General features: G+C 67.8%; 20 protein-coding genes and 2 tRNA genes. 12 read left to right on the top strand and 10 right to left on the bottom strand.

The annotated features are described in order from the left end of the window. Window positions 1–22 precede the first annotated feature (22 nt). The 7 genes from rpmE to argS all read right to left on the bottom strand — a co-directional run bounded on the left by rpmE (window position 23) and on the right by argS (window position 9,405). A complete protein-coding gene (rpmE, locus tag ACFULV_RS31795; RefSeq protein WP_067447685.1) occupies window positions 23–259 on the bottom strand; it encodes a 50S ribosomal protein L31 in 237 nt (78 codons plus the stop codon). Between the two features lie 221 nt (window positions 260–480). Continuing rightward, a complete protein-coding gene (gene rho, locus ACFULV_RS31790; RefSeq protein ID WP_378663190.1) occupies window positions 481–2,643 on the bottom strand; it encodes a transcription termination factor Rho in 2,163 nt (720 codons plus the stop codon). 267 nt (window positions 2,644–2,910) lie between these two features. Then, complete coding sequence (gene thrB / locus ACFULV_RS31785; protein ID WP_378635758.1) at window positions 2,911–3,837, bottom strand: homoserine kinase; 927 nt, start codon at window positions 3,835–3,837, stop codon at window positions 2,911–2,913. A gap of 25 nt (window positions 3,838–3,862) precedes the next feature. After that, on the bottom strand, window positions 3,863–4,954 hold the full coding sequence (gene thrC, locus ACFULV_RS31780) for a threonine synthase (protein ID WP_378635756.1): 1,092 nt from the start codon (window positions 4,952–4,954) through the stop codon (window positions 3,863–3,865). Then, window positions 4,951–6,291 carry a homoserine dehydrogenase gene (locus tag ACFULV_RS31775; protein ID WP_358071802.1) on the bottom strand — a complete coding sequence of 447 codons (1,341 nt, stop codon included), beginning with the start codon at window positions 6,289–6,291 and terminating at the stop codon, window positions 4,951–4,953. Before ACFULV_RS31775 ends, thrC begins: the two co-directional genes overlap by 4 nt. After that, entirely contained in the window at window positions 6,288–7,709 is a 1,422-nt protein-coding gene (gene lysA, locus ACFULV_RS31770) for a diaminopimelate decarboxylase (RefSeq protein ID WP_378663188.1), read from the bottom strand. Before lysA ends, ACFULV_RS31775 begins: the two co-directional genes overlap by 4 nt. A gap of 34 nt (window positions 7,710–7,743) precedes the next feature. Next, window positions 7,744–9,405 carry an arginine--tRNA ligase gene (gene argS / locus ACFULV_RS31765; protein WP_378663186.1) on the bottom strand — a complete coding sequence of 554 codons (1,662 nt, stop codon included), beginning with the start codon at window positions 9,403–9,405 and terminating at the stop codon, window positions 7,744–7,746. Between the two features lie 89 nt (window positions 9,406–9,494). On the opposite strand from argS, the gene ACFULV_RS31760 reads away from it, so the two are divergent. The 8 genes from ACFULV_RS31760 to ACFULV_RS31725 all read left to right on the top strand — a co-directional run bounded on the left by ACFULV_RS31760 (window position 9,495) and on the right by ACFULV_RS31725 (window position 17,414). Continuing rightward, window positions 9,495–10,382: a DUF3105 domain-containing protein gene (locus ACFULV_RS31760; RefSeq protein ID WP_378635748.1), complete on the top strand. Its 888-nt coding sequence runs from the start codon at window positions 9,495–9,497 to the stop codon at window positions 10,380–10,382. After that, a complete protein-coding gene (locus tag ACFULV_RS31755; RefSeq protein ID WP_378635746.1) occupies window positions 10,382–11,104 on the top strand; it encodes a DUF305 domain-containing protein in 723 nt (240 codons plus the stop codon). Before ACFULV_RS31760 ends, ACFULV_RS31755 begins: the two co-directional genes overlap by 1 nt. Window positions 11,105–11,217: 113 nt before the next feature. Then, a tRNA-Arg gene (locus tag ACFULV_RS31750) sits at window positions 11,218–11,290 on the top strand. A 359-nt stretch (window positions 11,291–11,649) separates the two neighbouring features. Beyond that, window positions 11,650–12,276: a hypothetical protein gene (locus ACFULV_RS31745; RefSeq protein ID WP_378635744.1), complete on the top strand. Its 627-nt coding sequence runs from the start codon at window positions 11,650–11,652 to the stop codon at window positions 12,274–12,276. Between the two features lie 57 nt (window positions 12,277–12,333). Then, window positions 12,334–13,689 carry a metallophosphoesterase gene (locus ACFULV_RS31740; RefSeq protein WP_378663184.1) on the top strand — a complete coding sequence of 452 codons (1,356 nt, stop codon included), beginning with the start codon at window positions 12,334–12,336 and terminating at the stop codon, window positions 13,687–13,689. Between the two features lie 93 nt (window positions 13,690–13,782). After that, on the top strand, window positions 13,783–14,805 hold the full coding sequence (locus ACFULV_RS31735; RefSeq protein ID WP_378663182.1) for an iron ABC transporter substrate-binding protein: 1,023 nt from the start codon (window positions 13,783–13,785) through the stop codon (window positions 14,803–14,805). 15 nt (window positions 14,806–14,820) lie between these two features. Beyond that, window positions 14,821–16,359, top strand: a complete 1,539-nt coding sequence (locus tag ACFULV_RS31730; RefSeq protein WP_378663180.1) for an ABC transporter permease — start codon at window positions 14,821–14,823, stop codon at window positions 16,357–16,359. Beyond that, complete coding sequence (locus ACFULV_RS31725) at window positions 16,356–17,414, top strand: ABC transporter ATP-binding protein (protein WP_378663178.1); 1,059 nt, start codon at window positions 16,356–16,358, stop codon at window positions 17,412–17,414. Before ACFULV_RS31730 ends, ACFULV_RS31725 begins: the two co-directional genes overlap by 4 nt. Window positions 17,415–17,518: 104 nt before the next feature. Here the strand turns inward: ACFULV_RS31725 and ACFULV_RS31720 are convergent, their stop codons facing one another. Then, on the bottom strand, window positions 17,519–18,952 hold the full coding sequence (locus ACFULV_RS31720; protein ID WP_378663176.1) for an RNA-guided endonuclease TnpB family protein: 1,434 nt from the start codon (window positions 18,950–18,952) through the stop codon (window positions 17,519–17,521). 115 nt (window positions 18,953–19,067) lie between these two features. Between ACFULV_RS31720 and ACFULV_RS31715 the strand changes: the two genes are divergently transcribed. From ACFULV_RS31715 to ACFULV_RS31705, 3 genes are all read left to right on the top strand, one after another. Continuing rightward, a tRNA-Cys gene (locus tag ACFULV_RS31715) sits at window positions 19,068–19,138 on the top strand. Between the two features lie 38 nt (window positions 19,139–19,176). Next, window positions 19,177–19,764, top strand: coding sequence for a MarR family winged helix-turn-helix transcriptional regulator (locus ACFULV_RS31710; protein WP_378663174.1), 588 nt, complete (start codon window positions 19,177–19,179; stop codon window positions 19,762–19,764). Between the two features lie 25 nt (window positions 19,765–19,789). Next, a complete protein-coding gene (locus ACFULV_RS31705) occupies window positions 19,790–20,842 on the top strand; it encodes a hypothetical protein (protein WP_378663171.1) in 1,053 nt (350 codons plus the stop codon). Here ACFULV_RS31705 and ACFULV_RS31700 read toward each other — a convergent pair. Next, entirely contained in the window at window positions 20,839–21,633 is a 795-nt protein-coding gene (locus ACFULV_RS31700) for an enoyl-CoA hydratase (protein ID WP_378663168.1), read from the bottom strand. The genes ACFULV_RS31705 and ACFULV_RS31700 overlap by 4 nt on opposite strands. Window positions 21,634–21,773: 140 nt before the next feature. Here ACFULV_RS31700 and ACFULV_RS31695 point away from each other — a divergent pair, with 140 nt between their 5' ends. Then, window positions 21,774–22,325 carry a hypothetical protein gene (locus ACFULV_RS31695; RefSeq protein ID WP_378663165.1) on the top strand — a complete coding sequence of 184 codons (552 nt, stop codon included), beginning with the start codon at window positions 21,774–21,776 and terminating at the stop codon, window positions 22,323–22,325. Between the two features lie 32 nt (window positions 22,326–22,357). Here the strand turns inward: ACFULV_RS31695 and ACFULV_RS31690 are convergent, their stop codons facing one another. Continuing rightward, a complete protein-coding gene (locus ACFULV_RS31690) occupies window positions 22,358–23,317 on the bottom strand; it encodes a DUF2157 domain-containing protein (RefSeq protein ID WP_378663162.1) in 960 nt (319 codons plus the stop codon). Window positions 23,318–23,423: the final 106 nt, after the last annotated feature.

Genomic DNA, 23,423 nt, shown 5'->3' with positions numbered 1-23,423 from the left:
TACCGGGCGTCGGGAGAGGTAACTAGGAGGCGTCTTCGGCCTTCTTGGCACCCGCGCGCTTGCCGTAGCGAGCCTCGAAGCGAGCCACGCGGCCGCCGGTGTCGAGGATCTTCTGCTTGCCCGTGTAGAACGGGTGGCACTGCGAGCAGACCTCGACCGAGATCTGGCCGGACTCCTTGGTGGAGCGAGTCTGGAAGGTGTTGCCGCAACCACACACAACGGTGGTCTCGACATACGTGGGGTGGATTCCTGCCTTCATGGGCGTCCTCTCGATAATGGTCGCCGGGTCGTAGCCCCATGGAGTGGAGTACGTGAACCGGAACCGACTAGGCGGGATGTCTGCGAACTCGCAGACACACAGTTGTCCAGTATGCCAGAGCAGACCGCACCCTCCCAGAACACCCCCCACCTCCGCTTTGTTCCCTGGGGAAACAACAAGGGCCCCGCCGAAGCGAGGCCCTTGCCGGTGGTTCTAGACGATCACTCGTCGAGAGCGCTCGGTGCGGTCTTGGAGACCGTCATCAAGAACTCGAGGTTGTTCTTGGACTTGCGCAGACGATCCATCAGCAGATCGATCGCCTGGTGCGAGTCCAGACCCGACAGCACGCGCCGCAGCTTGTGCACCACAGCCATCTCGTCGGGCGAGAGCAGCAGCTCGTCGTGGCGGGTGCTCGACGGGTTGATGTCCACCGCGGGGAACACGCGCCGCTCGGCGATCTTGCGGTCGAGCTTGAGCTCGGCGTTGCCGGTGCCCTTGAACTCTTCGAAGATCACCGTGTCGCCGGTGGAACCGGTCTCCACCATCGCCGTGGCGATGATGGTGAGCGAGCCACCGTTCTCGATGTTGCGGGCCGCGCCGAGGAAACGCTTCGGCGGGTACAGCGCGGTCGAGTCGACACCACCGGAGAGGATGCGGCCCGACGCAGGCGAGGAGTTGTTGTACGCACGACCCAATCGGGTGATCGAATCGAGCAGCACCACAACGTCTTTGCCCATTTCCACCAGGCGCTTGGCACGCTCGATGGCGAGCTCGGCGACGGAGGTGTGGTCACCCGGCGGGCGGTCGAAGGTGGAGGCGATGACCTCACCCTTCACCGAACGCTGCATATCGGTGACCTCTTCGGGACGTTCGTCGACCAGGACAACCATGAGGTAGCACTCGGGGTTGTTGATCGCGATCGCGTTCGCGATGTCCTGCATGATCGTGGTCTTACCCGCCTTGGGCGGAGACACGATCAGCGCACGCTGGCCCTTACCGATCGGCATGATCAGGTCGATCACGCGCGTGGTGAGCTTGTTCTGCGCGGTTTCCAGGCGCAGCCGCTCGTTCGGGTACAGCGGGGTGAGCTTCTGGAAGTCCGGACGACGACGCGCCGCTTCGAGCTCGCCACCGTTCACGGTGTCCAGGCGAACCAGCGGATCGAACTTCTGCCGCTGGTTGTTCTGCTCGCCGTCACGCGGGGCGCGCACCGCACCGGTGATCGCGTCACCGCGGCGCAGGCCGTTCTTGCGCACCAGGTTCATCGACACGTACACGTCGTTGGGGCCGGCGAGGTAGCCGGAGGTCCGCACGAACGCGTAGTTGTCGAGGACATCGAGGATGCCCGCGACCGGCTGGAGCACATCGTCTTCGCGAATGTCGTAATCGCGCGCCTCGGACTGGCCGCCACCGGCGGGACCACCATCGCGGTCACGACCACGACGACGCTCGCGGAATCGACGACCCCGGCGACCGCGGCCGCCTTCCTCGTCGTCACCACCGCGGTCGTCGCGGGGTCCGCGATTGCCGCCGCTGTTGCCGTTCTGGCTCTGGTTCTGGTTGCGCTCGTTCTGATTACGGTCGCCACCGGTGCGCTCGCCACGGTCGTTGCCGTTGCGGTCGCCGCCACCGGTGCGCTCGCCGCGCTCGGCGCCGTTGCGGTCGCCACGCTCGCGGCGACGCTCGCCCTGGTCGCCACCCTCGGCCTTGTCGGCCTGCTTGGTCTCCTCGGCGCGGTTCTCGGCCGGGGCGCGGTTCTCGGCGGGGGCGTTGTCGCCACCACCGGAACGGGCCTGGTCACGTCCACGACGCTGCCGACCGCGGCCACGCTGACCGCCGTCGCGACCGGAATCCTCGCCGGCGTCGGCGGGGGCGTCGGTCTTGACCTGCTCGGTCGCGGCCTGCTCGGCCGGAGCCTCGACGGTCTTGGCCTCGGGAGCCTTGACCTCGACGGGAGCCTGCTTCTCGACGGGAGCCTGCTTCTCGACGGGCGCGGCCTGCTTGTCGGCCTTGGCGGACTTCTCCACCTTCGCGGGCGCGTCGTTCTTGACGGGCGCTTCGTTCTTGGCAGGCGCTTCGTTCTTCGCGAGCGCGTCGTTCGCGACGGGCGCGGCGGCGGGCTTGTCCCCCTTGGCGGGCGCTCCGGATTGATTTTCCTTGATAGCGGCGATGAGATCGCCCTTACGCATTCCGGAGGTACCTCGGATACCGAGCTCCCCCGCCAGTGCGCGCAACTGCGGCAACAGCATTCCAGTCAGCCCCGATCGTGCGACGTCGGTTTGTTCGCTCATTTTCGAAATCTGTCCGGATTCACTTTCGCGGCTGCCCGAGTTCGTAGGGTTGGAATCCACCCCGGGTGTCGCGAGCAGGTCCGTTTCTGTCACGGAAGTCCTTTCCTTCCCTCGAATGCCGTGTGCTGATTCGAGGGTTCCGTTCCGTAGACCGGCAACATATGCCGAGCTCGGATTATGCGTCCATGTTCGACGCCTGTGCCGTACTACCCGCCGCGGGAGGACCGGAGGCCTTCGCCACCAGAAGACAGTGGTGAGGGGAGCGATTGCCCTGATGAAGCACCGGCGTCTGATGCGCACGATGTACGGACTTGCTCAGAATAGCTGCCTATTGCGAACAACGGCAAGGCAGGCACGCCGTCAGTCGATCGATACACCTTCGGCAATGCCGGGTTCGACCACGCGCAGACCGTCCGCTTCAGCCTGTTTACGCAGGTCATCGGGGAATTCCTCGGTGGTGAGGGCAAGAACGGTCGGGCCCGCGCCCGAGACGGTCGCCGCGATACCCGCGGCGCGCAACAGCTCGATCCACTTCGTGGTGAGCGGTAGCGCGGGGGCACGCTGGGTCTGGTGCAACCGGTCGGCGGTGGCCGACATCAGCAGATCGGGACGTTCGGTCAGCGCGACGACGGCCAGCGCCGCCCGGCTGACGTTGAACGCCGCGTCACCGTGGGGCACCTGCTCGGGCAGCAGCCCCCGGGTATGCGCCGTGGAGGAGCGTTCCTGGGGGATCAGCACCACCGGGCGCAGCGCCGACGCCGGGGTGAGCCGCACCGCCCGGTAGGCGCGGGCCCGCTCGGCATCGGTTTCGGTCCACGACACCACGATTGCGCCGAGTACGCTGGCTGCGGCATTGTCGGGATGGCCTTCGAACTCCGAGGCGAGCTGCACCAGCCGTTCGTCGTCGACGCGCAGCTCGGGGTCGAACTTCGCGGCCAGCCCGACGCCGGCGGCCAGCCCGCCGACCACGGCCGACGCGCTGGAGCCCAGGCCACGCGAGTGCGGAATCACGTTGCGGCACACCACGTCGAGACCGTCGGCCCACACACCCAGCGATTCCAGTCCACGCTCGATCGCGCGGACCACCAGATGTGTTGGGCCCCAAGGCACGTCGTCGGCGCCTTCACCCTCGACACGGATATCGAGACCCGATTCGGTGGTGCGTACCACGATTTCGTCGTAGATGCCCAATGCCATTCCCAGACAATCGAATCCGGGACCGAGATTGGCCGTGGAGGCGGGAACACGCACGGTCACTTCGAGACCGGCGGGCAACGTCGCTGTCATCAGCGTGGGCTCGGATGCGGCCAACTCAGGCCAGCTCGAGTTCACGGGCGATCGCGACCGGGTCGACGGCGATCGGCTTCACCTCGGGCATTCCGGCCAGCGCGTTGTCGGGGTCCTTGAGACCGTTGCCGGTCACGGTGCACACGACGGTCAGGCCCGAATCCAGCCAGCCTTCCTTGCGCGCGGCCAGCAGACCGGCCACGCTCGCGGCCGACGCGGGCTCCACGAAGACGCCCTCCTTCGCGGCGACGAGGCGGTAGGCGGCCAGGATCTCGTCGTCGGTGGCCGCGCGGAACGCGCCACCGGACTGCTCCTTGGCTTCCATCGCACCGTTCCACGACGCCGGGGCGCCGATCCGGATGGCGGTCGCGATGGTCTCCGGGTCCTTCACCGGCGCGCCGTTGACCAGTGGTGCGGCACCGGCGGCCTGCACGCCGAGCATGCGCGGCAGCACCGAGGTGATGCCGTCGGCGTAGTACTCGCGGTACCCACGCCAGTAGGCGGTGATGTTGCCCGCGTTACCGACCGGAAGCACGTGCACATCGGGCGCCTTGCCGAGGACGTCGCAGATCTCGAACGAGGCGGTCTTCTGGCCTTCGATCCGCGCCGGGTTCACCGAGTTCACGAGGCCGACCTGCGGGAACTCCGCGGTCACCTTGCGCGCCAGCTCGAGACAGTCGTCGAAGTTGCCCTCGACCTGGATGATCTTGGCGCCGAGCATCACGGCCTGGGCCAGCTTGCCCATCGCGATCTTGCCCTGCGGGATCAGCACCGCGCATTCCATGCCCGCGCGGGTGGCGTACGCCGCGGCCGAGGCCGAGGTGTTGCCGGTCGACGCGCACAGCACGGCCTTCTGGCCGCGGTACTTGGCGTCGGTCATCGCCATGGTCATGCCGCGGTCCTTGAACGAACCGGTCGGGTTGGCACCTTCGACCTTGAGATACACCTCGCATCCGGTGAGCGCGGACAGGTGCGGCGCGGGGACCAGCGGGGTACCGCCCTCGAACAGGGTCACCGGCTCCCAGTCGGCCGCACCGGCCAAGCGGTCGCGGTAGGCAGCGATCAGACCGGGCCAGCGCGAGTGCACGCCGGTCTGGGGGGCGATGCCGTTCGTCATTCTTCGGTGCCTTCCAATCTGAGAACGCTGGTCACAGCGGTGACGGATTCCATGTCCGCCAATACGGCGACAGTATCTGCCAGCGACGACTCCACCGCATGGTGGGTGACGACCACGAGCCGGGCGCCGTCGCCGTGGCCCTGCTGACGCACGGTCGAGATGCTCACCCCGTGCTGGGCGAAGGTGTCGGCGACCGCGGCGAGCACGCCGGGACGGTCCTCCACCTGCAGGTTCACGTGGTAGCGGGTGGGGGTGTCGCCGATCGGCGCGATCGGCAGCTCAGCATAGACCGATTCGCCGGGCGCACGACCACCGTAGAACTTGTTACGCGCGGCCATCACCAGGTCACCGAGCACGGCCGACGCGGTGGGGGCGCCACCGGCACCCTGCCCGTAGAACATCAGGCGACCGGCGTTGTCGGCTTCCACAACGACAGCGTTGAACGCGCCGTTCACCGAGGCCAGCGGGTGCTTGCGCGGGATGAGCGCCGGGTAGACGCGCACCGAGACGCGATCCTTGCCGCCCTCTTCCAGCGTCGGCTCGCCCGGACCGGCCGAGACGCGCTCGCAGATGGCGAGCAGCTTGACCGTGCAGCCGACGGCCGACGCGGTCTCCAGGTCTTCGGCGGTGATCTTGGAGATGCCCTCGCGATAGACATCGGCCGCGGTCACACGGGTGTGGAACGCCAGCGAGGCCAGGATCGCGGCCTTGGCGGCAGCGTCGTAGCCCTCGACGTCGGCGGTGGGGTCGGCCTCGGCGTAGCCGAGCGCGGTGGCCTCGGCGAGGACGTCGTCGTAGGCGGCGCCGGTCTCGTCCATCGCGGAGAGGATGAAGTTGGTGGTGCCGTTGACGATGCCGACGACCTTGTTCACCCGGTCACCCGACAGCGACTGGATCAGCGGCCGGACCACCGGGATCGCACCGGCGACGGCGGCCTCGAAGTACAGGTCGGCGCGGCTGCCCTCGGCGGCGGCGGCGAGTTCGCCGGTGTAATCGGCCAGCAGCGCCTTGTTGGCGGTGACGACGGACTTGCCCGCGTTGAGGGCGTCGCCGATCAGCTTGCGGGCGGGGTCGATGCCGCCCATGACCTCGACGACCAGGTCGACGTCGTCGCGAGCGACGAGCGCGGAGGCGTCGGTGGTGAGCAGCTCGGCGGGCAGACCGCGGTCCTTGCTGATGTCGCGCACCGCGACACCGCGCAGCACGAGCGGCGCTCCGACGCGCGAACGCAGGTCATCGGCGTGATCGCGCAGCACGCGAACCACCTCGGTACCGACAGTGCCCATCCCGAGCACGGCTACGCCGAGCGGACGTCCCGCGTCTTTGGTGCCGTTCATTCTTCCACCTCCAGGCTGAGCAGGTCCGCCACCGTTTCCCGGCGCAGAATCAGTCGCGCCGCACCGTCACGCACCGCGACCACGGCGGGCCGGGTGAGCAGGTTGTAGCGGCTCGACATCGAGTAGCAGTACGCACCGGTCGCCGCCACGGCCACCAGGTCACCGGGGGCCGCATCGGCGGGCATCCACGTGTCACGAATGACGATATCGCCACTCTCGCAATGCTTTCCGACCACGCGCGCGACGACCGCATGGGCGTCCGAGGAGCGCGAGACCAGACGGCAATCGTAGTCGGCCTGGTACAGCGCGGGGCGGATATTGTCGCTCATCCCGCCGTCCACGCTGACGTAGCGACGGCGCGCGCCACCGTCGAGTTCGACATCCTTGATGGTGCCGACCTCGTACAGGGTGACGGTGCCGGGACCCGCGATGGCGCGACCCGGTTCCACAGCGATGGTCGGCTCGGGCAGCCCGGCACGGGCGGCCTCGGCCGCGACCAGCGCGCGCAGGTTGGTGGCGAATTCGCCCAGCGGCGGCGGGTTGTCGCTCGGCAGGTACGAAATGCCGAGACCACCGCCGAGATCCAGGGTCGAGATCTGGGCGGTGCGGTCGATGCCGAACTTGTCGATGGCCTCGCGCAGCAGGCCGAGCATGCGGCGCGCGGCGATCTCGAAGCCGTCGAGTTCGAAGATCTGCGAGCCGATGTGGCTGTGCAGACCGACCAGACGCAGGTTGTCGGCCTCGAAAACGCGCGCGAGCGCTTCCATGGCGTCGCCGCCCGCGATCGAGAAGCCGAACTTCTGGTCCTCGTGCGCGGTGGAGATGTACTCGTGGGTGTGTGCCTCGACGCCGACGGTCACGCGGACCAGCACGTCCTGCACCACGCCCGCCGCACCGGCGACCGCTTCGAGCCGCTCGATCTCGTAGAGCGAGTCGACGACCACGTGCCCCACACCGGCCGTGACGGCCGCTTCGAGCTCGGGCACCGACTTGTTGTTGCCGTGCAGCGCGATGCGCTCGGCCGGGAAACCCGCGTTCAGCGCGACCGCGAGCTCGCCGCCGGAGCACACGTCGAGAGAAAGGCCCTCGTCACGGATCCAGCGCGCGATCTCGCCACACAGGAACGCCTTGGACGCGTAGTGCACGCGGGCGTTCGGCCCGAACGCGGCGACCATGTCGCGGCAGCGCGAGCGGAAGTCGTCCTCGTCGATCACGAACAGCGGCGTGCCGTACTGCTCGGCGAGCTCGGTGACGGGCACGCCCGCCAGCCGGACCACACCGTCGTCACCGCGCGAGGCATTGCGCGGCCAGACGTTCTCGGGGAGGTCGATCATCTCCCGCGGGTCGGTCGGGCGCTCGGCCAGACTCGGCGCGTGCGGGATCTCTGCGTGCCGGGGACCGGCCGGGTGTGCACTCATCGCGGTGCGTCCTTCCTGAAAAGCTTGCCGGTGTTCACATGCGCTCCGGTGCGCTCACGCCGAGCAGGGCGAGGCCGTTGGCCAGCACCTGACGGGTCGCCTTGACCAGTTCGAGGCGAGCCGCGTTGAGCGGGGTGACGGCGTCGTCGCCCTTGGGCAGCACACGCATGTCGTCGTCGGACTGGAACGGGTGGTAGACCCCGGCCAGTTCTTCGAGGTAGCGGGCGATGCGGTGCGGTTCGCGGGTGTCGGCCGCGGTGGCGACCACGCGCGGGAAGTCCCCGAGGGTGCGGATCAGATCACCTTCGCGACCCGAGGTCATCAGCGCGAAATCCGGTTCGACAGAAGCGAATTCGGGGTACTTCGCGGCATTGCCGATGATGCTGCTGGTCCGCGAGTGCGCGTACTGGACGTAGTAGACCGGGTTCTCGCTGCTCGCCTTGGTCCACAGGTCCAGGTCGATGTCGATGCTCGAGTTCACCGAGGAACGCACCAGCGAGTAGCGCGAGGCGTCGACACCGATCTGCTCGACCAGGTCGTTGAGAGTCACCACGGTGCCCGCGCGCTTGCTCATCTTCACGGCGACGCCGTCGCGCACCAGGTTCACCATCTGCCCGATCAGCACCTCGACGGTGTCGGGGTTGTCGCCGAACGCGGCGGCGGCGGCCTTCAACCGGCCGATGTAGCCGTGGTGGTCGGCGCCGAGCATGTAGATGGCCAGGTCGAAGCCGCGGCCACGCTTGTTCTGGAAGTAGGCGATGTCACCGGCGATGTAGGCGGCGTTGCCGTCGCTCTTGAGGACCACGCGGTCCTTGTCGTCGCCGTATTCGGTGCTGGCGATCCACCACGCACCGTCCTTCTCGTACAGATTGCCCGAGTTCTTCAGCTGTTCGACGGCCTGTTCGACGGCGCCGGAGGCGAACAGTTCGCTCTCGTTGAAGTACACGTCGAAATCGGTGCCGAACTCGTGCAGGTCCGCGCGGATCTGGGCGAACATCTGCTGCACGCCCTCGCTGCGGAACACCTCGTGCCGCTCGTCGGCGGGCAGGGTGAGCACATCGGGATGCGCGGCGACGATGCTCGCGCTGATCTCGGCGATGTACTCGCCCGCGTACCCGTCTTCCGGAGTCGGTTCGCCCAGCGCGGACGCGACCAGCGACTTCGCGAAGCGGTCGATCTGCGCGCCGTGGTCGTTGAAGTAGTACTCCCGGGTCACGTCGGCGCCCTGAGCGGCCAGGATGCGACCCAGCGCGTCACCGACGGCGGCCCAGCGGGTACCGCCCAGGTGCACCGGACCGGTCGGGTTCGCGGAGACGAACTCGAGGTTGATCTTGGTACCCGCCAGCGCGAACCCGGTGCCGTAGATCTCCCCCGCGGCCAGGATCTGACTGACGATGGCGCCCTGCGCCGAAGCGGCGAGACGGATGTTCAGGAAGCCGGGCCCGGCGATCTCGGCCACATCGATACCCTCGGTGGCCGACAGCGCCTCGGCCAGCCAGCCTGCCAGCTCGCGAGGGTTGGTTCCGACCCGCTTGGCCACCTGCATGGCCACATTCGTGGCATAGTCGCCGTGTTCGGGGTTGCGCGGACGCTCCACTGTGACCTGCTCGGGCAGGACCGACGAGTCCAGTCCGCGTTCGACAAGCACCTTCGCCGCGGTGGTACGAAGGAGATCTGCAAGGTCAGCTGGAGTCACGAGTCTCTATCCTATTGGCTGGGCCCCTTGCAACCACGACCGCCCGCCACGAACCCACCGATCCACACGTCGAAAGAGCACAACGAGCGATGCCTAGCAGGACCAGCGCCACATCAGCCAAGGCCGTGCGGGCCGCGGGGAAGTCGTCTCCGTCCCGCAAGACCCGCAAGGGCAACCTTCCGGGCAAGAAGCGCGACACCCCATGGGTGCTGCTCGGCGCGGGCGTCGCCATCGTCGCGCTGATCGGGCTGCTGGCCTACAGCCTGGTGCCCAAGTACATGGACCAGGCCGCGATCCGCGAAGCCCAGACCGACCTCAAGGAATGGGTCCCCTCCAAGGAGAACCAGGACCCGTCGGCGAAGATCGACGGCGTCGTGAAGTCGGAGTACCCGGCCGGTCTGCACGTGACCGCCAGCCAGCGCGTGGCCTACGACAAGGCTCCCGCCTTCGGTGGCCCGCACGACGGCGCGTGGGCGAACTGCACGGGCACCGTGTACGCCAAGCCGATCCGCATGGAGAACGCGGTGCACTCGCTCGAGCACGGCGCGGTCTGGATCGCGTACAACCCCGACAAGGTCGACGCGGCCGGTGTCGAGAAGCTGTCGAACTTCGTCAAGGGCCGTCAGTACTCGCTGATGTCGCCGTACCCGGGTCTGGACTCGGCGATCTCGCTGCAGTCGTGGGGACACCAGCTCAAGCTGGACAACGCCGACGACGCGCGGATCAAGCAGTTCATCTCCGCCCTGCGCGAGAACCCCTACGCCTACCCCGAGGTCGGCGCGAGCTGCTCTAACCCGATCTTCGACGCGAACAACCCGCCGCCGTTCGACTCCTCGCCCTACGGTCCCGAAGCGGTCCCGATGGACGGCAAGGGCCTGACGCAGGACCAGACCGAACTCGGTGGCGGCGGCACGGGCTCGGGCATCCCCGGCCTGCCGAACATCCCGATGCCGGGCGGCCTGCCCGCGGGTCAGTAGTGAGCGCGGACGAGAGCGCGGTCGAACCCGACGACACCGCGCCCGAGTCGAGCGCCCGTCGCCCGGCCGGGGCGGTGCTCGTTCTCGGCGCGATCGGTCTGCTGCTGCTCGGCGCGGTGGCGGGCGTGCTGTTGCGGATGCCGCTGGAGAAGAACGCCGAACCGGAGCCGAGCGCGGTCGACATCGGTTTCAGTCAGGACATGTCGGCGCATCACGCTCAGGCCGTCGACATGGCCGGGGTGGCGCTGATCGCCTCGACCGACAACGACGTGCGTCGCCTCGCCTACGACATCCTGACCACTCAGCAGAACCAGATCGGCCGCATGCAGGCGTGGTTGCAGCTGTGGGGCGAGTCCAACCAGAACGTCGACGGCTACATGGGCTGGATGAGCGACGACCACGGCAACACCGGCCACCACGGCGGTTCCACCGCCGAGCCGGCGATGCCGGGCCCGATGCAGTCCATGCCCGGTATGGCGAGCCAGGAAGAGATGACCGCGCTGCGCCAGTCGACCGGCCCCGCGCTGGACACGATGTTCCTGCAACTGATGCTGCGCCATCACCAGGGCGGCGTCCCGATGCTCGACTACGCCGCCGAGCACGCCGACACCACCGCGGTCCGCACCCTGGCCGCCACGATGTCGAAAACCCAAGAGGGCGAATCGCAGCTGATGACCACCATGCTCGCCGCCCGCAACGCCACCCCCCTCCCCCTCAGCTGACAACCACGGCCGGACCGGCCCCAACCCCCGGTCCGGCACAGTTTTTGGCGCACCGCACTCGATGCGATACGCTGTCGCTGCCCGATCGCCTCACCGCGACCGGCATCTATCCCGCCCTCGTAGCTCAGGGGATAGAGCGTCTGCCTCCGGAGCAGAAGGCCGCAGGTTCGATTCCTGCCGAGGGCACCGAAGAAGGCCCCGACCGCCTGGTCGGGGCCTTTCTCGTTCGCGAGCCAGGACGAGGTTCTGATCAGCCATTTCCGCCGCCGCCTCCGCGTATCCAGCCAAGTCCGCAGCGTCCGTCGACAAGGCGGTGGTCAAGATCGCGGCATAGTAGGGCGGAGTAGTTCCGCGGGCGAAGGGCAAGCCCTCACTCGACGCCGTCATGGCTTCATCTTCCCTCCACGAAGGCAGCCAACCCCGGGTGAGGTCGAGTGGAACGCGAAGGTTATGGTTCGCCTCGTTTGTTCGATATTCAGGTTTGATCTCGCACGGTTCCATAGGTTTTGGGGGTCAACGCCCCCGATGACATCAGGAGCGTTGCCATGACGAATCCGCCCGAGGGACAACAGCCTCCCTTCGGTCAGCAGCCGCCCGTCGATCCGGGGATGCCGTCCGGGCCGCCGGGGTATCCGCATGCGGGGTTCGGGGCCGGGGGGCCGCCGGGGCCCGAGTATCCGGGTGGGCCCGATGTGTTCGTGCCGCCGCCCGCGCCGAAGAAGAAGCGGACCGGGTTGTTCGTGGCGTTGGGGATCGTCGCGTTGGTGGTCGTCGGTGTGCTGGTGACGGGGGTCGTGCTCACGTTGCAGGGGCGTACACCGTTGTCGTCGGACGAGAAGCAGATCGATGTCGCGGTGCGCGACTTCTACGACACGCTCGATGCCGACGGTTTCATCGCCGCCGCGCAGCTGGCCTGCCAGGCGGATCGTACGGAGATCGACAATCTCACCCCCGAGCAGCGGGCGCAGTTCGAGCGGGCGACGGTGCAGGTGACGATCGACGAGGTCAAGGACATCGTCATCACCGGCGACGACGCGAAAGCGACGGTCACCGGTCAGCTGACGCTGTCGGTGGAGGGCGAGGAGCCCGATACCGAGTCCAGTACCGAGGAGCACCTCACCAAGGAAGACGGCACCTGGAAGATCTGCTCGGCACCGGCCAACAAACACTGACCGAACACCCGGTGACGCCTCCCGGTATCGCCCTGAGCCGCCGTTACGCTCGACACCATGGGCTGCTGCGGAGCGTCGCGCCGAACCGTACTGGCCGCCGCGGCGGGCGCGGCGCTCGCCGCGGCGATACCGGGTTCCGGTGCGGCGCACGTCGATCCGCTGATCGCGCTCGACCTGGAAATCGTCACCGTGACCGATCGTGGCGTGGTGCTGACCTGGACCACGTTCGGTCTCGATCCGGGAGGCCGTCCGTTCCCGGTCCCCGCCGATACCGAAGTGCGCCTGGCCCCGGCGGATTCGCCCCGCGAGCCGGTCACCGTCTACCACAACGACTCCAGAACCCCGTTCCACTACGCTGAGATCGGCGACCTCGAGCCCGGCCGCCCGTACCGATTCCAGGCCCTGTCCAACGGAATTCGCGCGCTCCCCGCCCCGGCGCTCACCACGGCGGCACCCGGCGCTCCCGAAGCGCGTGGCGAATTCACCACGCTCACACCACCTCCCGGACGCCTGCTACACACCATCGCCCTGGCCAACGACGTGCACTACGGCGAAACGGTGAGCGGCATCGTGATCGCCGGTTTCCCACCCGGATACCAGAGTGACCCGCCCTATCCACGGTTCATGCTCGACGGCCTCCTCGCTGATATCAGCGCCCGCGACGCCTCGCTCCTGCTGTTGGCCGGCGACCTCACGAACGAGGCCACCGTCGACGAATCGCGTTCTGTCCGAGCACATCTGGACACATGGGGGACTCTCGGCACCGATTACCTGGTCGCCCGCGGCAACCACGACCGCCCGCACGACTATCCCGACTGCGCCGACTGCTGGGGCGATCACTTCCTGCCCCGGCAGCAATTGACCGAGCACCACCTCGGTGACCTGCGCATCCTCGGCCTCGACACCAGCGCCCCGGATGCCGCGGGCGGCACCGTGGACCGCCTGCAACTCGACGCCCTCACCGAAACGCTGCGCGCCGACCCGGACCGGCCGACCATCGTGTTCGGCCACCACCCCGTCACCGCCGAGGCGGGCTTCACCAATATCGGCGGCCCCGGCTTCGTCCTCGACCGCGCGGTCGCCCTCGAACTACAGCGCCTCTACCAGCGGGCGCCGGGCGTGTTCCTGCACCACAGCGGTCACACCCACCGAACCAGGCGCACCCGGCCCGACCTGCCCTGCGCGGTGGAATTCCTGGAAGTCGGTGCGGTGAAGGAGTATCCGGGTGGTTACTGCCTGCTCCACGTCTACGAGGGCGGCTACCGGGTGAACTTCTACAAGACCCGATCCGAGGATGCCCGCCGCTGGAGCAGCCTGACTCGCGGCCAGTATTTCGGCACCGCACCGGACTATCTCCTCGGCACGATCGAGGACCGCAATCACGCCGTCACCCGCGATCTGTCCGGACTCTGATTCGCCGGTCGTCCGCATCCGCGCACGTCACGCGGAGTATCTTCCTTAGGCAAGCCTCATCATAGGATGGGGACCCTTGGTGGAAGGACGCGAATGACCTCGCGCAGTTGGAAACCTCTGGCCGGACTGATGGCGGTCGCGGTGGCGACACTCGGCCTCAGCGCCTGCTCCTCGTCCTCGGGCAGCGCCGACGAGATCACCGTCTACAACGCCCAGCACGAGTCGCTCACCAAGGAGTGGGTCGCGGCGTTCACCGAGGAGACCGGCATCAAGGTCACTCTGCGCCAGGGTGGTGACACCGCGCTGGGCAATCAGCTCGTCGCCGAGGGCGCCAACTCCCCCGCCGATGCCTTCCTCACCGAGAACTCCCCGGCCATGGCGCTGGTGGAGAACGCGGGCCTGTTCGCCGATGTCGACAAGGCCACCCTCGACCAGGTGCCGGAACGGTACCGTCCGTCGACCGGTAAGTGGACCGGAGTCGCCGCTCGCGCAACGGTTTTCGTCTACAACAAGGACAAGCTCAACACCGCGGGGCTGCCCGCCTCGCTGCTGGATCTCGCGCAGCCGCAGTGGCAGGGCCGCTGGGCGGCGGGCACGTCCGGCGCCGACTTCCAGGCGATCGTGGCCGGTTTGCTCGCCCTGAAGGGCGAGGACGTCACTCGTGCCTGGCTGCGCGGCATGAAGGCCAACGCGACCAGCCTGCAGAACAATGTCGCGACCATGAAGGCGGTCAACGCGGGCAATCCCGACGGCGGCGTGATCTACCACTACTACTGGTACCGCGACCAGGCCAAGACCAAGGAGGGCAGCGCGAACACGGCGCTGCACTACTTCAAGAACCAGGATCCCGGCGCCTTCGTCAGCGTGTCGGGTGGCGGGGTGCTGAAGTCGAGCAAGAAGCAGGAGTCCGCGCAGAAGTTCCTGGCCTTCATCACCGCGAAGAAGGGCCAGGAGGTGCTGCGCGACGGCGATTCGATGGAGTACCCGGTGGCGAGCGATGTCGCCGCGAACCCCGCGCTGCCGCCGCTGGCCGACCTGCAGGCGCCGGCGATCGACCCGAGCAAGCTCGACGCGAAGAAGGTCACCCAGCTGATGACCGAGGCCGGGCTGCTCTAGGTGCGCACCACCCTCGTGAGGTCGGCACCCCGGGTCGGTCGGCCCGGGGTGTTCAGCACGCTCGTCGCGCTGGTACTCACGGCGGCGACGTTCGTGCCGCTGGGCTATATCGTCTCGGTGCTGTTCGACACCGGGCTGAGTGAGGCTGCCGCGCTGGTGTTCCGGCCGCGGGTAGGCGAGCTGCTGAAGAACACCGCGCTGCTGGTGGTGTGCACGGTGCCGGTCTGCGTGGTGATCGGGATCGGGCTGGCGTGGCTGGTCGAGCGCACCGACGTGCCGGGACGGGCGTGGTGGGGGCCGGTGCTGGTCGCCCCGCTCGCGGTGCCCGCGTTCGTCAACAGTTATGGGTGGGTGAGCGTTTTCCCGTCGATGCACGGGCTGTCGGCCGCGGTGATCGTGGCGACGATGTCATATTTTCCGCTGGTGTACCTGCCGGTCGCGGCCACGCTGCGCCGACTCGATCCGGCGATCGAGGAATCGGCGCGCGCGCTGGGCTCGGGGCCGGTAGCGGTGTTCTGGCGAATCACGCTGCCGCAGTTGCGATTAGCGATTCTCGGCGGCGGCCTGCTGATCGGCCTGCATCTGCTCGCCGAATACGGCGCGTTCGTGATGTTGCGGTTCGACACCTTCACCACGGCGATCTTCGAGCAGTACCAGAGCAGTTTCGCCGGACCGGCGGGCAGCATGCTCGCGGGGGTGCTGGTGCTGTGCTGTCTGGCGCTGCTCGGTGGTGAGTCGCTGCTGCGCGGCGACGCGCGCTACGCCCGGCTGGGTGGTGGTGCGGCGCGGGCGGCGCGGCCGATCGCGTTGGGTGGGCTGCGGGTGCCATTGTTCGGGGTACTCGTGGCGGTGGTTGCCGGGTCGCTCGGCGTGCCGCTGTGGACGATCGGGCGCTGGCTGTGGCTGGGTGGTTCGGCGGTGTGGGATTCCGTGGAAATCGGTGCGGCGCTGAGCCAGACGATCGGCCTGGCGGCCGCGGCCGCGCTGGTCACCACGCTGTGCGCGTTCCCCGTCGCCTGGATCGCGGTGCGTTCGACGAGCGCGTTCGCCCGGCTGATCGAGGGCGCCAACTACATCACCAGTTCGCTGCCCGGCATCGTGATTGCGCTCGCCCTGGTGACCGTCACCATTCGCTGGACACCGCCGCTGTACCAGACGGTGTCGCTGGTGGTGATCGCCTACGCGCTGATGTTCCTGCCCCGTGCGCTGGTGAGCGTGCGAGCCGGGCTGGCGCAGGTCCCGGTCGGCCTCGAAGAGGTGTCGCGGTCGCTGGGCGAATCGGCCTCGACCACCTTCTTCCGGGTCACCCTGCGGATGACTGCGCCTGCCGCCGCGTCGGCCGCCGCACTCGTCTTCGTCGCGGTATCAACAGAACTCACCGCGACGCTGCTGCTGGCGCCCACCGGCACGCGCACCCTGGCCATGCAGTTCTGGGCGAAGTCGGGCGAACTCGATTACGCGGCCGCGGCGCCGTACGCGTTGATCATGATCATCGCCGCCGTCCCGGTGACCTATCTGCTGTTCACCCAGTCACGAAAGGCGGCCGGAATATGAGTCGGCTTGTTGTCGAAGGGGTTTCGAAGAGTTTCGGTGGCACCACGGTGCTCGATCACATCGACCTCGACGTACCGAACGGCACGGCAACGGCGGTGGTCGGCGCGTCGGGCTGCGGCAAGACCACCTTGCTGCGGGTGATCGCCGGATTCGAGGGCCCGGATACAGGTTCGGTGCGGCTCGGCTCGGACACTGTTGTCCACCAAGGTATTTGCGTACCGCCGCAGCGTAGGAGAATCGGTTACGTGGCCCAGGACGGCGCCCTGTTCCCGCACCTGAGCGTCGCCGACAATATCGCCTACGGCCTGCACACCGGGCTGCGCGGCGCCGTCGACCGCCTGCGCCCACACCGCGACCGCCCCCGTGTCATCGAACTCCTGGCCATGGTCTCCCTCGACCCCGACTACGCCGACCGCAAACCCCATCAACTCTCCGGTGGCCAGCAACAACGTGTCGCCCTGGCCCGCGCACTCGCCCGCAAACCGGATCTCATGCTGCTCGACGAGCCGTTCAGCGCCCTCGACACGGGCCTGCGCGCCACCACCCGCGAGGCCGTGGCCGACACGCTGCGCGCCGCGGGCATGACCAGCATCCTGGTCACCCACGATCAGGAGGAAGCGCTCAGCTTCGCCGAGCAGGTCGCCGTCATGCGCGCGGGGCGGTTCACCCAGGTCGGGCCGCCGCAGCAGGTCTACCACCGGCCCGCCGACCTGTTCACCGCCCGCTTCCTCGGGGACTGCGTGCTCCTCGACGCCCTCTGTGAAGCCGACACCGCCAAGTCGGTCCTGGGGCCCGTCCCGGTGCAGCCGGGCGCCCCCACCGGCGAAGTGACCCTGATGATCCGCCCCGAACAGCTCGCCGCCCAGGTGATCGCCGACGACGAACCGCACTCCGGTCACGTCACCGCTGTCGACTTCCGCGGCCCCGACGTGATCGTCACCATCGACCTCGCCGAGGGCGCGGGCACCGTCCGCGTCCGGCGCACCGGCATCGACGCACCCGCCACCGGCAACCGCGTCCGCCTCACCGTCCACGGCCCCGCCGTCGCCTACTGACATTGTGATCACGCTGATCCCAAACCTCAGCGCGGCTGAGTGGTTTACAGCATGTCCGGAAACCAGAGAGTTTCCGGACACCGCCTTTCTCGGGCGTCGTCGGTTCACGCCACAATTGTTGCGTGAACGTCTGTTTCCGCGTCAATCGGAACGGTTTCACCAACACCCACAAAGTGTCGGTCAGCGCCTTCCCGTCGGCGGACATTGTTTACCCGGCCTCCTGCTCGGGGGTCCGGGGATCGTGAAAAGTCCTGTGCAATCGCCGGCCATTGGGCGAGGTTGATCGCCGCGTTATGGTCACGATCAGCACGAAATCCACACTTGCAGAGGAATACTCGATCGGCCAACGACAAGACGGGGTTGATCGCCCCACAGGCCGAGCACCGCTTACTCGATGGATACCAGCGATTCGCGAGGGTGACCGTGCCACCACGCCATGCCTGCTTATAAGTCAACAGCCGAGCGAAGTCAGACCATCCAGCATCGCTGATCGCGCGTGCCAAGCGATGGTTGCCTAGCATCCCCACCACGTTCAGGTCTTCGACAACAATCCGGTCGTGGGTTTTGACCAGCCTGTTAGCGATCTGATGGGTGAAGTGACGGCGAATATCGGCGACTCGATGGTGGTGGCGTCGCAGCCGGGCGGCTGCCTGTCTGTGGTTATGAGAGCCTTTCTGTTTCCGAGACAACGATTTCGCCAGACGGCGTTGCTGGGCAAGTTCAGTAGCCAAGGGCTTGGGAGCGGTGGCGACGCGCGCGACTTCGGCCCCGCCGGCGGTTGCCGCGACGGCGAAAACGGTCAACCCTCTGTCGATCCCGACCCAACCACCGTCATCGTCGTGTTCCCGCGGCCGGTGATGGTGAGCCGGGTGCAGATCGGATGCCTCTGCAGCCAGGCTGATCCACCATCGTCCCGCCCGGAAAGAGACGGTGGCGTAGAGGATCTTCGCCCGCCCTTTGGCGAGCATCCGCCGCAACCGGCGGGTGTCCTCGCGCACCCTGACCGCACCGATCCCTGGCAGGGTCACCGACCGTGCGATCAGGTCGTCACCGATTCGGATCGCCGTCCATCCTGTCCTGGCACATTTGTTGCGGATCCGAAACGCCGGGACAGTGTTGGTCTTTTTCTTGAATCGAGGAAACCCGATCCGCCTACCTGTGCGTTTACCCGTCCTGGAGTCCGAGAACGCGGCCAGGGCGCGACCGCAGTCGACGGCGGCTTCCTCGAAGACTTGCTGGCATACCTGGGTACGCCACGCCAACCCGGTCACGAGGACCTCGGCGACCCCGTCCGTGTCGACAGCGAAGACCCGTCCAGCGCCTTCGGACTTCTTCCAGGTGTTGAACGTGTTGATCAGATCGAACCGGGTCCACGGCACTGGATGTTCCCGAGAGATCTTGCGTTCGGTGAGCGCGACCTTCACAAAAGCCAGGCTTTGGTTGAACGCAAACCGAGCCGCACCGGCATGACGGGCGAGCACGACGGACTGCTCGACCGTGGGATCGAGGCAGTATCGAAAAGTCGTGTGACGGCTCATCACCGACGAGTGTGACACAGGCCACCGACATCAAGTTTCGCTGGATTGATCGTTGAGATCACGCTGATCCCAACCCTCGCCGCGAGCACCGGAGCACGGCACTATCAATGGCGAGGCGGGCGTGGCTGAGTGGTAAGGCAACGGTCTGCAAAGCCGTCTACGCGGGTTCAATTCCCGCCGCTCGCTCTGTGGGAAAGCGGCTGGGTCGTGGAATGATCGTTTTCATGTCACGGCCCAGACCGCTTTCCCAGGACCCTATCGCCGAGGCTTACCGGCAGTGGGTCGCCCACGGCTGGGAGTCGGTCGCCGATGGGATGGCCCTGGTGACCTCGCTGGTTCGGGCGCAGCAGATCGTGATGGCGCGCGTCGACGAGGCGCTCAAACCGTCCGGGCTGACGTTCTCCCGCTACGAACTCCTGCAGCTGCTCAGTTTCAGCCGCACCGGCGCGCTGCCGATGGCCAAGGCGAGTGCGCGTCTGCAGGTGCATCCGACGAGCGTGACCAATACCGTCGATCGGCTCGAAGCCGCGGGGCTGGTGGTCCGCGTCCCGCACCCCAGTGACCGACGGGCAACTCTCATCGAAATCACCAGCGCGGGAAGGAAATCCGTGGCCGAAGCCACGGCGGCACTGAACGCCGAGGTGTTCGCCGAACCCGGCCTGCCCGCCGACCAGGGCCGCGACCTGTTACGACTGCTGGCACAGTTCCGTCACGACGCGGGCGATTTCGAGGTCGACGACCCGGAAAACCTCGCATTCCACGCGACCTGGCAATCGACCGGAGAATCTTCTGCCGATCCCCTTGGCAGCTAGCCCGAAAAGGTTCACGATGTAGCGCATGGTGCTGATCCTCGGGGTGTCGGCGGGCGCGGGTGGAGCCCGTGCGCTGCTGACCCATTCCGATCAGCCCCACATGCCGCCCATCGACCGGATCCACGTACCGCGCCGGGCGGGCGGATCGGTGGAGGAATCGGTACTCACCGCGATCCATCGCATGCGCGCCGCGGCCGCCGAACGCGACGAGTACATCTCCGGCACCGCGGTCACCTGCCGCAGCGAGTTACAGGCCGATGCGATCAGAGCGGCAGCGGGCCAGGCCGACTTCGCGATCGTCGACGAACCACTGGCCCAGTTGCGCTATCTGCGTTTCAGCGGCCTGCTGCCCGCCACCGACTCGGTGATGCTCTACGACCTGGGTAGTTCCGGTTTGACCATCACCCACGCCGATTGCCGTACCGAAACCATCCTCGCGGGCAAACGCAGCACCGTCATCAGCGGCAACGGCTACGACGCGCTGCTGCGCCGACAACTCGCGCGCAGTGGCGTCTCGGCCGACGCGCACGCCAGCCGCGAACATCGGGAATCGTTGAGCCGCACCAGAGTTGTCACCGCCGCCGATGCCGACACCGGCGGCCGCGCCGTGCTCACCCGCAGCGATCTGGCCGCCCTCTGCGAAGCGGGACTGCATCATTCGGCGTCGTTCGTTCGCCTGCTGATCGAGGAGACCGGGGTGCAGCCGGGAGCGCTGGCACTACTGGGCGGCTGCACTCGCAACCCGAGCCTGCGCGCGGATCTGGCCCGGCTGATCGGCCTGCCGATCGTGTACGACCCTGAGCCGGAATATGTTTCGGCGCGCGGCGCGGTGCTGCTGTGCGCCCGTCGCCCCTCGGCGCGGTTACGGATGCCGCGTGGAGGCGCGGGGGTCATCGGAGTGCCGCCGCGCCAGGGTCGCCGAAAACTTCTCGCCGCGGTCGCGGTGACGGCCACCCTCGGTGGCACGGTCGCCGGCCTGCTCAGCAACGACAACCCCTCGGCGCGGTCCCCTGAACAGGGCACCGCGCCGAGTACCGCGCACTTCATCGACGGTGCGCCGCGCTGGAAACCGAACTAGCGGTTGGTGAAGTTCGGCGGCCGCTTCTCGACGAAGGCGGCCATGCCTTCCTTCTGATCCTCGGTCGCGAACAGCGAATGGAACACCCGGCGTTCGAACAGCAGCCCCTCGGCGAGCGTGCTCTCGAACGAGCGGTTCACCGCTTCCTTGGCGATCATCGCGACCGGCAGCGACATCGACGCGATGGTCTGCGCGGCCTCCAGCGCGGTGTCGAGCAGTTCGTCGGCGGGCACGACCCGCGAGACGAGCCCGGAGCGCTCGGCTTCCTCGGCACCGATCATCCGGCCGGTCAGGATCAGATCCATCGCCTTGGCCTTGCCGATCGCGCGGGTGAGACGCTGCGAGCCGCCGATGCCGGGGATGACGCCGAGGGTGATCTCGGGCTGGCCGAACTTGGCGTTGTCGGCGGCGATCAGGATGTCGCACAGCATCGCCAGCTCACAGCCGCCACCGAGCGCGTACCCGGAGACGGCGGCGATGGTGGGCTTGCGGAAGTTGGCCAGGCGGTCCCAGCGGGCGAAGTAGTCGGCCAGGAACATGTCCATGTACGACTTGGGCGCCATCTCCTTGATGTCGGCGCCCGCCGCGAAGGCCTTCGCCGAGCCGGTGATCACGACGGCGCCGATGGAATCATCGCGGTCGAGCTCGTCGAGCGCGGCGATGACGTCGTCGAGGACCTGGGCATTGAGAGCATTGAGTGCCTTGGGCCGGTTCAGGGTGATCCAGCCGACCCCGCCCTTACCGTCGGTGCCGCCCTTGCGCTCCAGCAGAATCGTCTCGAATTCGGTCACAGCCACCCTCTTGTCAATCAACGGTCACGGATGGTGCAGACCATACCGAGCCGCGCCGCTCTCCGGTGACCTGGATCTGAACTGTGGCACGCCGTCTGTGACGCATTCCACCGCGCCCGATTTGCGGCACAATCGTCGCCATGGGCAGCGACCACTTCGTGCGGATCACCCGCCTGCGCGCACTGATCGACCACGAGAACACCGGCGCGGGCGAGCGCGCCACCGCGGAACGGATGCTGGACCGATTGCTCCGAAAAGCCGCGGACCACACTGCTTCGGGCGGCGCGCCGGACCGCGTCTACGGTTCGCGGCACCACCGTGCGGGCAGGCACGCGAGCACCGCCTCGATCGTGGAATCGGTCCGCGAGGACATCGCCTTCGCCCGCACTTTCGTCGCCGCGGGCGCGCCCGGCGAGGTCACCGTCCACAGCCCCCTCGCCGCGGCTCCCGCCGAGCTCACCGTGGCCGTGACGACCCCGTTCGCCGACCAGATCGTCGTCACCATCACCGACATACCCCCCGCGTGGGGCTGGGAACCCGACGAATTCGACCGCATCACCGCCACCGAGGACCTACGCCGGCTCGCCGACGAACTCGCCGAGATCATCGACAGCTACAACCACGACGGCGCCGATGTGGGTCCCCGCTTCTTCCGCACGATCCGCGCCCAGGAAACCACCCTGATCCGCTGACCTGAACCGAGCCGCCCGAGGCCCACCGCAGGTCATCGCTGCTTGCCGACCACGACCACCACCCCCGCGGTGAGCACCAGCGCGCCGATCCCCAACACCACGCAGGCGACGACCGGCCCACCAGCGGTGTAGTCGGCCACCACCTGCACGACCGCGATCGCGATCCCCGCCGCCCCGCCGAGCACCAGCACGGCGTCGCGGCGCAGCACGTACAGCACGAAGCAGAGCACCCCGATCAGCGCGGTCAGGCAGGGTCGCCACAGCGATTCGCCGAACGTCACCGATTGCGCCCCGATCACCGCGATCACCCCGCCGAGGACATATCCGGCCCATTCGGCCACCAGCAGGCGAGCCGACGCGAGTCCGAACCACAGCGCACCGAATGCCATCAGCGCGATCCCCTGCCACGGCGACCGGACATCGACCAGCTCCGAGGTGACGCTCAGAATGCTCGCGACACCGAAGCAGGCCACCGCGACCGTTCCGAGCACGCTCGGCACCAGCAGATATCCGAGAACGGCGGTGAACAGTCCCGCGATCGAGGCCGCGACGGCCGTCGCGTCGCCATGATGCCCGTCGAACGCCGTCGTCACCGCACCGGTCACCGACACCGCCGCCAGCACGAGCAGCACCGCCGCCAGCCGCACCCGCCCCGCCGACGCGATCGGCACCCGGCGGAACACGCCCACACATCCTTCGGCCAGTACCACCGCTCCCCACATCGCGCACCCGGCGACCACCACCAGCAACACCACCCGCCCCGATTGCGCCACCTGCGCCCACGCCTTGTCGATGAACAGCCCCAAACCCGCGGCCACCAGCGCGGCCCCCAGGTACGCCACGATCTCGGCGGCCACCCGCCCCCCGCTCGCGCGCCCGGCCCGCTCCTGCTCGTCGACCGCCCGTAGCACCGCTCCCCGCTGCTCCCCACTGATCACTGCGGACGCCACCAGTCGCTCCAACGCCACATCCACCCGGTGCTCGCGAACCATCCGTCGAGTATGTCGACCTGCGGTGATGATTCCGCCGCAAGCCGGACGGGGCGTTTCGCGGCCAAGTGACGCGGTTCACAGTAGAATTACTTTGATGTCCTAGTAT

Origin of the sequence: Nocardia sp. NPDC057272 (genome assembly GCF_042668615.1) — a bacterium.
Lineage (GTDB): Bacteria > Actinomycetota > Actinomycetes > Mycobacteriales > Mycobacteriaceae > Nocardia.
This window is presented reverse-complemented; position numbering and strand designations above follow the sequence as displayed.